Origin of the sequence: Paracoccus nototheniae (assembly GCF_004335005.1) — a bacterium.
In the GTDB taxonomy this organism is placed as follows: domain Bacteria; phylum Pseudomonadota; class Alphaproteobacteria; order Rhodobacterales; family Rhodobacteraceae; genus Paracoccus; species Paracoccus nototheniae.
Map to the genome: position 1 here is coordinate 1 of NZ_RQRT01000092.1, position 12,090 is coordinate 12,090.

Below are 12,090 nucleotides of genomic sequence, written 5' to 3' on the forward strand. Positions count from 1 at the left end.
ATCATGTTCGGCAGGCTCAAGGATTGGAGGCGCGTGGCAACGCGATATGACAGATGTCCGAAGATCTTCCTCTCGGCCATCGCCCTCGCAGCAACCGTCATCTATTGGTTATGAATCCTGACCCTAATTTGCGCTTTTCAACCCGTTATATCCGGTCTCCTGCCTTTCGATTATGCCGGTTGCATTCTCATCAGGGATGCCTGTGCGCCACAAAATTGTAATAATCGGCATGGTCGTTGCATGCGCGTTCGACGCCGCGCCGCCAAGCGTTCGAGTGCCGCCGCCGGCCGGACCGCAGGCTCGGTGATATTGGCAACGATCGGCACCGCAACGAGTGTCGATATCAGGTCCCGCAATGTCAGCCGCCAGTTATCCGTGAACCTGCTCGGTAGCGTCACGACCAGCAGAACTGCGGAAAACACCGTCAGCCACCCCAGTGGGGTCTTTCTGAGTCGGCCGAGGGAGGCACTTCGGGCGGACATGCAGGTGTCCTTCTTGATCGGGTGGCCCCGCCCACCCGGGCTGACAGGCCGCCAAAGGTTGGGCCCCAAGGGACGTGTGGCGTCTCCGGCACGATTTCGCGGGCCGGGTTTGGCGGCAGCACGGTCTTCTTCATGACCAGCTGCGGCCTTCACAGGCGTTGTTGCCGCGAAGGCCCGCCGGCACCGCCATGGGTTTTTCGATTGGCACCGGCCTGCCCCTGGGCGGATGCGCCGGAATGATCCCAAAGCGCTGCGCCTCCTGTCGACGCCCATGTGACGGGCGCGCCTCACTTCCTGCGCGCGATCCAGACCCCGTGCGGCTTCACAGCGGTCGTGGCCAAACTCAGGAAGTCGGGTTTACCGCTCAGATATCCTCTTCGCCGCCTTCCGGGTCGGCCTTGATGCGATAGGTGCCGCTGTTGCGGAAGCTGCGCACAGTGGCATAGGTGTCCTCCATGAACTGGACATAGGACAGCTTGCCGTTCTCGCCCCGTGCCAGGACCGCAAAGGGCGAGGTGACGGTTTTGCCGAGAGTGTTCGAGGTATAGGTGAACGTGCCGAACATGGCCGCGCCATCCTCGTTTTCGAAGCTGTCCTGGATTGTGAAGTCGTCAACGGTCCAGTAGCGGCCAACGTCAACAAAGGCCTGCACCAGACCTGCAGCGCCCTCGGTTGTCCCGGCCCAAGGAAGGACGCGCTTGACCTCCGGGTTGCCGAAGTTCAGCGAAGCGTAGGTAAAGTCGTCAGTTGTGTACTGCTCGACAAATGCAAGATCCGTAGGGTTCGACAGGATCGTCTGAAGCACCGCAAGGACCGATGTGTCTGACGCTGGCGTGGCAACCGACATCTCCTGTGCCTTTCCGGCAAGGGTACTCGCGCAGGTCAGCGCTGCGGCAACAAGCAGGGACCGGGCGGTCTTGTTGAGGCGATTAATGGTCATGGGATCTTCCTCCTATGAGTATGGCTTTTCAGGTTAAGGCGTCAGGCCTTGGAACAGGCCAGCTTTCTCTTCAGGTCAGCACCTACTGCGCGGCCTGATGAATATTGTTTAACAGGGAGCGCCTTTGGCCACGTTGCCCTGCTTGCCGACAGGTTGCGCTATATGCGATTCTAAAACGCTCGAGCGGACCGGGCTGGCGCCGCATGTGAGTGGATGGGGATGGCCGGAGGATCCTGATGCAGATTACCTTGCGGCGCAGCGTAGCCACGTGCGGGATGTAATGTTGGGGCAGGCGCAGCGGATAGTGCTTGCCTGAACAACGGCTATTGTTAATCACACGACCTTTCATTTTTCTTTCAAGGTAATTTTCGCGATCGTGGCCGCGCTTTCTTTAAGTGCAGCCTGAGACTGTTTCCAGGCGGCCGGCTCGATGAAGAACGTGCTCCTCAACCAGGCCAGTGTCAGCCGTCGGGTCGCCTCTAACGCCTCGGGGTCTTCGGCTTCGGTTTCGCGTGCGTCCAGCCCCGCGATGCCACCCAAGCCATGGCCAACGCCATTGATCGTCAGCAGCGCATCTGCCCCGGGCGCGTCATGGAAGACGTCCGCGTGCCAGTCAGAGCCACGGGGCGTGAAATGCGGATCGTCCTCGGAGCCGCAGACCACGAGGGTCGGCACGTTGATGCCGCTAAAATCCACGTTAAAGAAGGGAAAGCGCGCGGCATTCTCAGAAGTCAGATCGGTTCCGCCGCGGCCCGGGGCCGCGAGGAGAATGCCGGCGCCGATGCGCGAATCGGAGAAATCCTTATCTTCCAAACGCCCGCCAAGCAGCAGGCTGCAAGTGTGACCGCCAAAAGAGTGGCCTGCCACGGCGATCCGGGCATGGTCCAGCCGTCCCGCCACGGCCGGGGCCTGCCTCTCAATTTCGGCCAGTTGGTCGAGGATCGTGCGCATCTCGACCACGCGCTCGCGCCAGAAGAAGGGGCCCTCGGGCAGGTCGGGATCAAGCCCGCCGACCCGTGAACTGGCGTGCGTCGGCTGAATGACGGCGATGCCCCGTTCGGCCCAGAACTGGGCAAGCGGAGCGTAGCCGTCCTTTGAGGGGATATAGTTCGAAGGGCCAAAGCCGTGTGACAAGATCACGATCGGCATGGCGTCTCCGGTTGCGGTTGCGGTCAGGCGCAGCTCAAGGGATTGGCGGCCGGGCATTTCAAGTCGGATCGGCGTGTAGCCAACGGTCAAGGCGGGGTCCGGCGCAGGTAAGATACGGGACAGCTTAATCAATCGGTTCATTTGTCAGCCTTGTTTCTAATATGCGGGCGCGGCACCTTTGCCGCGCCCCGTAGATCAGGCGGCGGCGATACCTTCCTCGCTGAACCATGCTTCGGCGTCGGCACCAGCCGGCAGCTTCATCGGGGTGCTCTCATCCGTGACGGCTTGCCAGACAGCCTGCGCGACATCGCGGGCCTGCGTCCGTTGAGTGGCGGACTTGAGAGTCTGGAAATAGGCCTGCACAAAGGGACCATAGGCTTCCGGCACGTCCATTCCCATCTGTGCCACGGCATTGCGTCCGAATGATGTCTCGGGTGCGCTGCCGGGCAGAACGAGCCGGGCACGCACGCCGAATTGCGCCGCCTCCAGCGCGAAACTTTCGGTGAACGCATTCACCGCAGCTTTGCTGGCGCTGTATATCGACAGCGCGGGCAGCGGGCGCAGCGTTACGCTGGAACTGATGTTGACGATCACACCGCTGCGCCGTTCGCGCATTCCAGGCATTACGGCGCGGGTCATGGCAATGGTCCCCAGCACATTCGTCTCGAAGAGTTCGCGGGCGCGGACGATCTCGGTGCCTTCCAGCACATTGAGCATGCCGACGCCGGCGTTGTTCACCAGTGCATCGATCGGGCCTGCGTCCGCAATGGCGGCCGCGATGCTGTCAGCCTCGGTCACATCTAGGGGCAGTAGGCGCAGGTTGTCGGAAACAGGCAGACCTTCGGGGGAAGGATTACGCATCGTGGCGAGGACCTCCCAGCCCCGGTCAAGGAACTGCACTGCGATGGCTTGGCCGAAACCCGAAGAGGTGCCGGTGATGAGGATACGGGGCATATCTGGTCTCCTTGTCTGATGTGCAAGGGAGATAGCTGTCCAGATCCGTTCATGCTATACATCTAAATCCTTAACAATACATCAAGCGTCCAAAATTATGCTCGATAGCGAAGCAGACCCACTGTCCAGCGTCGTCACACTGCTTAAACCATCAGTGTCCATCTCGAAGATGGTCGAGGCGGGTGGCCAATGGCAGGTCGAGCGGCATGAGATGGCCAGCCCATTCTATTGCGCGATTGTCGAGGGGTGCTGCAGGATTGAAGTGGTTGGGCGGGCGCCCGTCATGCTCACGGCCGGAGACTTCATCCTGATTCCTGATCTGCAGGGCTTTCGCATGACCAGCGCGTTGGCTCCGCAGCCGAAGGGGCCGGGCCGGCCGCTTGAAATCGGACCCGGGCGGGTTCGCCTCGGCCCGGCGGACGCCCCTGTGGAGATGCGCGCACTCGTCGGGCATTGCCGCTTTTCGGCACCTGCCAGCGACCTCCTTGTGTCGCTGCTCCCCGAGATGATACATATCTCTGGCCATGGCCGCCTGATGGCACTTGTGCCAGTGATTCACGAAGAAACCAGCGCCGGCCGCCCGGGGCGTGGGCTCATCCTTGAGCGGCTGCTAGAGGTGCTGCTCATCGACGCTCTTCGCTCGGGACCCGGCATTGAAATGCCGCCGGGGCTGATACGCGGACTCGCGGATCCCCAACTGGCCGCCGCCTTGCAGCGCATCCATGCGGATGCGAGTGGTGGCATTTCCGTCGCCGGGCTTGCGAAGGAGGCAGGCATGTCCCGCTCTGGCTTCTTTGAAAAGTTCCGAAAGGCAATCGGACGTGCGCCGATGGAATACGTGACGGACTGGCGCATGGCGATCGCCAAGACCCTGCTGCAGCAGGGCAGACTGACCAACACCGAGATTGCCCTGCGCGTCGGCTACGGATCCGCCAATGCCTTCGGAACGGCTTTTGCCCGGCACGAGCGGCTTTCTCCCGGTGCATTCGCAAATAGGCAGAAACGGTAGCAAATGCTCGGTCCCAGCACGTGGGGGATCGGGTTTCAGGATGAATCTATGGGGCTCATCAGACGCAAGACGTGTCGGCCGAGGTTGAAACAATGGATGTCGATCCTCGAGGTGTGCTCAACGCCCAGATATCTGTCATCGAAGAACGGATCGAAAAGACTTGATGATAGGTTGGGTAACCGCGGGCCTTCGAAGTACCCAAGGGACGCGGTTCCGATAATGCCATGGTCAGAACTGTTGCCAAACCACATCAAGCACGCCAGTGAGATGGGCAAATCGGACCTAGATTGAACCAGCATCATGTTGGCGGCCTTCGCCCCGTCCACCCGACGCCCTGCCGGGCCACTGGTGCGCGAAATGCGACCTGCGCTTCTGCAGGCCTCGCGCCAGGCGCGCGCGAAAGGCGCAAGATCTGCACCATTGCGGCAGGGCATGCAGCGCGACCGCTGCTGATACGGGGTAACTTTCAGATCAGATCAGGCATCACCTCGCCCGCGTCAGGCGTACATTGCAATAGCCCGCAGGGGATCAAGTGTCATCGGCGTGCATTGACAGGCCATTCCGCTGCTGCGCTGGCACACTACAACAAGGTAGGAAAGACACATGAAGGCCATCGGTTACAGACTTCCCGGCCCGATCGAAGGCGAGGCATCTCTGATGGATATCGATCTTGCCGAGCCCTTGCCCACAGGCCGCGATCTTCTCGTCGAGATAAAAGCGATCTCGGTGAACCCGGTCGATTACAAGGTCCGCCGCAGCACGCCGCCGCAAGAGGGCGGGTGGAAGGTGCTTGGCTATGATGCCTCGGGGATCGTGCGCGCCGTTGGGTCGGAGGTGACATTGTTCCAGCCCGGGGACGAGGTGTTCTATGCGGGATCGATCATCCGCCCGGGCACCAATGCGGAACTTCATCTGGTCGATGAGCGGATCGTCGGTGCAAAGCCCGCCTCGCTGGACTGGGCCGAGGCCGCCGCACTGCCGTTGACCACGCTGACGGCATGGGAAGCCTTTTTCGACCGCTTGGACGTGACCAGGCCTGTTCCCGGCGCGGCACCCGCCATCCTGATCATCGGCGGCGCCGGGGGCGTTGGCTCGGTTGCGGTCCAGATCGCCCGCCAGCGCACCGACCTCACCGTAATCGCGACGGCGTCGCGTCCCGAAACGCAGGATTGGGTCAAGGCGCTTGGCGCACATCACGTCCTCGATCATTCGAAACCCCTGGCTTCTCAGATCGAGGCGCTCGGCATCGGTGCGCCGGCATTCGTGTTCTCAACGACCCACACCGCCGACCATGTCGCCGACATTGTCGAACTGATCGCGCCGCAGGGCCGCTTCTGCCTGATCGACGACCCGGCGGGCTTTGACATCATGGCATTCAAGCGCAAGGCGGTCTCGATACACCACGAGCTGATGTTCACGCGGTCGATCTATGGCACGCCCGACATGGCCCGGCAGGGCTGGATCCTGAATGAGGCAAGTGCACTAGTCGATGCGGGCAGGCTGCGCAGCACGCTCACCGAACGGCTATCGCCGATAAATGCAGCCAATCTCAGGCGCGTTCATGCGCTGCTCGAGGGTGGTCAGGCGCGGGGCAAGATCGTCCTTGAAGGCTTCTGAGTTGGCAGACAATCGATGCGCCCGGCATCTCGAATTGAAGGATCAGATGGCATGCCAGCATATGTCGTTTTCATGCGCGACGAAACGCTCGACCCGGTCGAACTCGCGGAATATTTCGCCGGGGTCGATGCAAGCTTCGAGGGGCACGAGATGAAGCTGCTCGCCGATTATGGCGCTCTTGAGACGTTGGAGGGTGACGAGATCGAGGGTGCGGTCATCCTCGAGTTTAAGGACATGGACGCCGCGCGGGCCTGGTATCGCAGCCCCGAATATCAAGCGCCCGCACAGCATCGCTTCCGAGGCGCGCGATATCGCGGCTTCATCGTCGCAGGGGCATGACACATTTTTTGTACAGCTGATTGGGGCATTTTCAACCCGATCATGTCCGTCATACACGCAGAGCCTGCTTTCCATGCACGGCATCCAGTAGCCGTCCGACCTAAAAGTCAGGTGCCGTCGGCAGAACACCAGAAAGGCTGAAACTATGACCGAAACCATGAAGGCGATCGTCCTCAAGGAATTTGGAGGCTACGATGCATTCGAGCTGCTCGATGTTCCCGTCCCGGCTGTCGGGCCCCGGCAGGTCCGGGTGCGCGTCCACGCCACTGCCATCAATCCGCTGGATTACCAGATCCGGCGTGGCGACTATGTCGATTACGTGCCGCTTCCCGCCATTATCGGCCACGACGTTTCGGGTGTCGTGGAAGAGAAAGGGACGGACGTGACCGAGTTCGCGATCGGCGACGAGGTTTATTACACACCGAGGATCTTTGGCGGTCCCGGCTCTTATGCCGAGCAGCACATTGCCGATGTCGATCTGGTCGCCCGCAAGCCGCACAATATCAGCCATTTGGAGGCCGCCAGTCTGACGCTGGTTGGAGGCACGGTCTGGGAAGCTTTGGTAAGCCGCGCCCAGCTTGGCGTTCACGAGACCATTTTGATCCACGGCGGCGCCGGCGGCGTGGGCACGATCGCGATCCAGGTTGCTAAGGCGATGGGTGCGCGGGTCATCACGACGGCGCGTGCCGAGCACGATCAGTTCCTCCGCTCGCTCGGAGCCGACGAGCTGATCGACTACACCGCGGGCGATTATGTCGCCGCCGTGGCGGAGCTAACGCAGGGCGAGGGCGTGGATGTCGTCTTCGATACGATCGGCGGCGATACTTTGACGAACAGCCCGCTTGCCCTCGCGGATGCGGGACGGGTGGTCAGCATCGTCGATATCGCACAACCACAGAACCTGATCGAGGCCTGGGGTAAGAATGCCGCCTACCATTTCGTGTTCACCCGGCAGAACCGGGGCAAACTTGACGCGCTCACCGCACTTGTCGAACGGGACCAGGTCAAGCCCGTGATCGGCGCTGTGCTGCCTCTGGCCCGGATCGGCGAGGCGCATGAGCTACTCGAGAACGGACGTTCTTACGGGCTTCGAGGCAAGGTGGCCGTTGATGTCGTGGACCAGACTGTCAAGCTTCCCACGAAGCGATGATGCAGCCCACCACCAACGCTCTACCTCGGTGCACATACCTTCAGCGGAAGGACGTACCTGCAATTACGCCTCACCCCGGACGCGAGGTAGTCCATGGCTAAGTGTATTACGACAACGTTGCTGCAGAGCGCGGCACAATCAAGACGCTGGATGAATTTTGTCGATCGACACCCGCGAGCGTCAGTAATTGTCCCCCAGGATCTCCTCCAGGCCCCGGTCCCAGTATGGTTGGCCCCCGAACCTCTCGGCAAGCCAGTCGATGAAAGCCCTCACCTTCGGTGCCAGCTCGCGCGAACTCGGATAAAGCGCCCAAAGCGTCTGTGTCGAGACGAGAGGGTAGTCGGGAAGGGCTGGTACGAGGACGCCGGATCGAAGCTCGTCCGCGGCGCACCAGGTGGCCATCAACGCAACACCGAGCCCCGCACAGGCAGCGTCTCGAACGGCACCGCCGTCATTGATGCGAAGGCTTGGGGTGATCCGCCGCTCAATCGGGTTTCCGTCCTTGCCATGGAACGTCCAGAGATCGAGAGTGCCGACGGCGAGACAGCTATGCTCTGCCAAGTCGTCAGGCGTCTTCGGTCGCCCGCGGCGCTCGACATATTCCGGCGAGGCGACCAGCACCCTTTTGTCAGGAGCGAGGCGGCGCGCGACAAAGGACGAATCGCGAAGTTCAGCATACCGCACTGCCACATCGAAAGCGCCTTCGACAAGATCGACCATGCTGTCCGAGATGCGCAGGTCCAGAGACAGTTGAGGATACTGTCTGCAGAAATCGGCCAGTCCCGGCACGATATGCATACGTGCGAACGACGCCGGAGCCGCCACCCGGAGGGTTCCGCGCGGGGCAGCCTGCTCTCGTCCCAATGCCGCTCGGGCGGCCTCTGCCGCGAGCATGACTTGCTCTGCATGCGGCAGGAAGGCAAGTCCGTCCTCCGTCAATGTAGCCTGACGTGTTGTCCGATGAAGAAGTCTAGCGCCCAGCTTCCGTTCGAGCGCTGCCAGCCTAGCACTTGCGCCGGCGGGTGTGAGGCCCAAGTCGCGAGCTGCCGCGCTGATGCCTCCGAGTTGGGCAATGCGGACAAAAAGCCTTAGATCCCTCACGTCCATGACGCCGCCTTCAATGATCTCTTGAAGAAGATACTAAAATTGCCGGCTACCGAAAGCAATGGTGAGAAATCAAGTAAGCTTCATCGCAACGAGGCGACGGCTCATTGAGCCTGAGAAGCCTCCACACATGTTGATAAGGATAATGTGATGATCAATACTATGAAGGCCGCTGTCCTTACCCGTTTTGGCGGACCGGATTCATTCGAACTGCGCGACGTGCCAGTGCCGCAAGTCGGCGCTCGTCAGGTGCGGGTGCGGGTGCACGCCACCGCCATCAATCCGCTGGATTATCAGATTCGACGCGGCGACTATGCCGACTATGTACCGCTTCCCGCGATAACTGGCCACGACATATCGGGGGTCATCGAGGAGTTAGGCTCGGACGTTCAAGAGTTTGCGGTCGGTGACGAAGTTTACTACACGCCGCAGATTTTCGGCGACTCCGGGTCCTATGCCGAGCAGCACGTTGCCAATGTTGAGCTGGTCGGCCGCAAGCCTCGCAACCTGACCCATCTCGAAGCGGCGAGTCTGACGCTTGTCGGCGGCACGGTCTGGGAAGCGTTCGTTCAGCGCGCACAGCTTAGTGTCGGCGAGACGATCCTCATCCACGGAGGGGCGGGCGGCGTCGGCACGATTGCAATCCAGGTCGCGAAGGCGATCGGTGCACGGGTGATCACGACCGCACTCGCTCGCGACCATGACTTCGTGCGCTCGCTTGGCGCAGACGAGGCGATCGACTTTACCGCCGAAGACTATGTGGATGTGATAGCCCGGGTGACGGGTGGAGACGGCGTCAATGTCATTTTCGACACGATCGGCGGCGACACGCTTTCCCGAAGCCCGCTCGCACTCGCGGATGGCGGACGCGTGGTCAGCCTCGTCGATATCGCACAGCCACAGAACCTCATCGAAGCCTGGGGCAAAAACGCAGCCTACCACTTCGTGTTCACCCGGCAGAACCGGGGCAAGCTCGATGCCCTTACAAAGCTCGTTGAGCGTGGCTTAGTCAAACCGGTAATCGGTGCAACGCTGCCGCTTGCCCGGATGGGCGAGGCGCACGAACTACTTGAGAACGGCTCCGCACGCGGACTGCGCGGCAAGGTCGTGATCGACGTTTCCGGTGAGGCTTCTGCCGCGCCCCGATCCTGACACACCACGTGGATGGCGGGGGTTTCTCATCCTGGCCATCCGCCCCCCGATCAAAGGAGAGAAAGATGATCGACGCCCCATCGCAGGCCGATAATGTCGTTGCGGGTCCATTCGGACGTAGCTACGGATCAATGTTCGCGCCCGAAAAGCTGACTGTCGGCGTTTACTTTCCGATCGAGGCCTTCAACGGCCCCGAGCCGACCATGCACAATCAAATCGAGCTGGCGCAGGATGCGGAGCGTCTTGGCTTCGCCGCGCTCTGGGCGCGCGACGTCCCCCTGAACGACCCGAATTTCGGCGATTTGGGCCAGATCTATGACCCCTTCGTCTGGCTTGCGACGATTGCGGCGCATACCTCCACCATCGCGCTTGCCACAGGCGCCGTCATCCTGCCGCTCCACCACCCGATCGATGTCGCCAAGGCGGCGGCGTCACTCGACCATCTGTCCGGCGGGCGTTTCGTGTTCGGCGTTGCCTCGGGCGACCGCCCGGTCGAATACCCGGCATATGGCCGTGATGCGAACCTGCGCGCCGAACTCTTTCGCGACGCGTTCGATTATACAGAGGCGTTGCTCACGACGCATTTTCCAAACCATGCCTCGACCTACTATGGCCGAACTGCGGGCGGCGGCGATTTGATTCCCAAGCCTCTTGCATCCCGCCTGCCCGTTCTTGTCACGGGCCAGAGCCAGCAATCGCTGGACTGGATCGCGCAGCGCAGTGATGGCTGGGTCACCTACCCGCGCGACCTGCTCAAGCAGGCGCAGGTCGTCTCGCAATGGCGCGAGGCGCTTCTCCGCGCCGAGGCCGGGTTCAAGCCGCTTGCCCAGTCCCTTTACCTCGACCTGACAGACAATCCGGATGCGCAGCCCCGTCCCATTCATCTGGGATATCGATTGGGCCACCGGCGGCTGATCGACCTGCTCGGTGAACTGCGCGACCATGGGGTCAACCACGTCGCCCTGAACCTCAAGTTCAGCCATAGACCGGTGGCCGATGTCCTTGAGGAGATCGGACACCACGTCCTGCCGCATTTCAGCATCGCTGTTGCCCCATGAGCCCTGCGCGTGCTGTCATGTCTCGACCCGGTTGAAGTAAACTAATTTTGATAGGTCGAGGCCAACACCTGCAGTCTTGCCCCCGATCGCTTCAAATTATGCCGACCATGACCAAGGAAATAAACCTATGAATCTCACGCCCAAATCTCGCACTGGCCTGCGTTTGAAGGTGGGGGCGGCAGCTCTGTCGTTGATCGTGCTCGCCGCAGTCAGCGGCTGCGTGGCGCCACTGGAAGAAACGAATGCCGGATACACTGTCACAAGGCCTATCCCTTCGGCGCCGCCCAATCCCGGAAATGCCGGTCCGGCACCTACGCCCACTTTGGGCGGTGACGGATCAGCCATCCGCCTTTCCCCCCTTTCGGCAGATGATATCCAGACGGCGCGGCTTGCGGGGGAACTGGTCTGCGTCTTCGCCGAACAGGGCAGGACGTTGCTCTATGCGTCCGGCAATGCCTCGTCGACAGAGCGCGCGTCAGGAATTGTGAAGTTGGGTGATTACGTCGAGCCGGTCAGTGCGCCGGGCGGTTTCGACGGCATCCTTCGCGGGGCCACTTTCGCAGGCCGCGGCACGACGATCATTGTCGCGCGCAGCTCGGACCAGCCGATCGGCGGCGGCGAATCGCCCGGCCATCCCGCGACGCTGACGTTCCAGCGCGCCGACGGCGCCAGCCGGGTCCTGAACGGCATCTGGACGTGTGGGCCCTGAACGGGCCGCAGCAGCGCTTGGCTGACCCGCGCTAAACCCCTGATGACCGGATGCGTTGTCATAGCCGAGGTCATTGCCCTCGGCCCATCAGCCACACTGACCTGACCCGATACATCGCCCCGAGGAGGTGACACCTGTAAGCGGCGGCGCCGCCTCACCTGCTTTCAGCTTGACGGCATGAAGTTCCAAGGCAGCAGATCGTCGATCCTTGCTTGCGGGTGACCGGCGGCCACTGCTTCCAAGGTTGCCTTCAAATAGGCGAAGGGCTCGATACCATTGATCTTTGCGGTGGCGATCAGAGAGGCGATGCGTGCCCAGGATCTCCCGCCCTCGTCATGGCCGGCGAAGAGTGTATTCTTGCGGGTCAGGGCGATCGGTCGGATCAGGTTCTCGACGCAGTTGGAGTCGATCTCGACACGGCCATCGC

Annotated in this window: 12 protein-coding genes and 1 pseudogene; 8 read left to right on the forward strand and 5 right to left on the reverse strand. The window is 61.5% G+C overall.

Annotated elements, in window-relative coordinates:
• A pseudogene (locus EG885_RS20145) lies at window positions 1–114 on the forward strand (IS5/IS1182 family transposase); the annotation flags it as partial.
• A 732-nt stretch (window positions 115–846) separates the two neighbouring features.
• On the opposite strand, the gene EG885_RS20150 reads toward EG885_RS20145, so the two are convergent.
• The 3 genes from EG885_RS20150 to EG885_RS20160 form a co-directional block, all read right to left on the reverse strand.
• Entirely contained in the window at window positions 847–1,422 is a 576-nt protein-coding gene (locus tag EG885_RS20150) for a nuclear transport factor 2 family protein (RefSeq protein WP_207392349.1), read from the reverse strand.
• 345 nt (window positions 1,423–1,767) lie between these two features.
• Window positions 1,768–2,712 carry an alpha/beta hydrolase family protein gene (locus EG885_RS20155; RefSeq protein WP_131578222.1) on the reverse strand — a complete coding sequence of 315 codons (945 nt, stop codon included), beginning with the start codon at window positions 2,710–2,712 and terminating at the stop codon, window positions 1,768–1,770.
• Window positions 2,713–2,766: 54 nt separating this feature from the next.
• Window positions 2,767–3,525: an SDR family oxidoreductase gene (locus EG885_RS20160; RefSeq protein WP_131578224.1), complete on the reverse strand. Its 759-nt coding sequence runs from the start codon at window positions 3,523–3,525 to the stop codon at window positions 2,767–2,769.
• Between the two features lie 97 nt (window positions 3,526–3,622).
• Between EG885_RS20160 and EG885_RS20165 the strand changes: the two genes are divergently transcribed.
• The 4 genes from EG885_RS20165 to EG885_RS20180 all read left to right on the forward strand — a co-directional run bounded on the left by EG885_RS20165 (window position 3,623) and on the right by EG885_RS20180 (window position 7,640).
• Window positions 3,623–4,534 (forward strand): AraC family transcriptional regulator, encoded by a 912-nt coding sequence (locus EG885_RS20165; protein WP_131578226.1) that lies wholly within the window; start codon window positions 3,623–3,625, stop codon window positions 4,532–4,534.
• Between the two features lie 603 nt (window positions 4,535–5,137).
• The gene (locus tag EG885_RS20170; protein WP_131578228.1) at window positions 5,138–6,151 is read left to right on the forward strand and encodes a zinc-binding alcohol dehydrogenase family protein; all 1,014 of its coding nucleotides are present in this window, start codon (window positions 5,138–5,140) and stop codon (window positions 6,149–6,151) included.
• 51 nt (window positions 6,152–6,202) lie between these two features.
• Entirely contained in the window at window positions 6,203–6,490 is a 288-nt protein-coding gene (locus EG885_RS20175) for a DUF1330 domain-containing protein (protein WP_131578231.1), read from the forward strand.
• 145 nt (window positions 6,491–6,635) lie between these two features.
• Complete coding sequence (locus tag EG885_RS20180; RefSeq protein WP_131578234.1) at window positions 6,636–7,640, forward strand: zinc-dependent alcohol dehydrogenase family protein; 1,005 nt, start codon at window positions 6,636–6,638, stop codon at window positions 7,638–7,640.
• Window positions 7,641–7,820: 180 nt separating this feature from the next.
• Here the strand turns inward: EG885_RS20180 and EG885_RS20185 are convergent, their stop codons facing one another.
• Window positions 7,821–8,747: a LysR family transcriptional regulator gene (locus tag EG885_RS20185; RefSeq protein WP_131578237.1), complete on the reverse strand. Its 927-nt coding sequence runs from the start codon at window positions 8,745–8,747 to the stop codon at window positions 7,821–7,823.
• A gap of 147 nt (window positions 8,748–8,894) precedes the next feature.
• Between EG885_RS20185 and EG885_RS20190 the strand changes: the two genes are divergently transcribed.
• The 3 genes from EG885_RS20190 (at window position 8,895) to EG885_RS20200 (ending at window position 11,663) form a co-directional block, all read left to right on the forward strand.
• Window positions 8,895–9,896 carry a zinc-dependent alcohol dehydrogenase family protein gene (locus EG885_RS20190; RefSeq protein WP_131578240.1) on the forward strand — a complete coding sequence of 334 codons (1,002 nt, stop codon included), beginning with the start codon at window positions 8,895–8,897 and terminating at the stop codon, window positions 9,894–9,896.
• A gap of 65 nt (window positions 9,897–9,961) precedes the next feature.
• Window positions 9,962–10,954, forward strand: coding sequence for an LLM class oxidoreductase (locus tag EG885_RS20195; RefSeq protein WP_131578243.1), 993 nt, complete (start codon window positions 9,962–9,964; stop codon window positions 10,952–10,954).
• A 127-nt stretch (window positions 10,955–11,081) separates the two neighbouring features.
• Window positions 11,082–11,663 carry a hypothetical protein gene (locus EG885_RS20200; RefSeq protein WP_131578247.1) on the forward strand — a complete coding sequence of 194 codons (582 nt, stop codon included), beginning with the start codon at window positions 11,082–11,084 and terminating at the stop codon, window positions 11,661–11,663.
• A 164-nt stretch (window positions 11,664–11,827) separates the two neighbouring features.
• Here EG885_RS20200 and EG885_RS20205 read toward each other — a convergent pair.
• The coding region (locus EG885_RS20205) for a transposase domain-containing protein (RefSeq protein ID WP_131578250.1) at window positions 11,828–12,090 on the reverse strand (263 nt) is incomplete at its 5' end.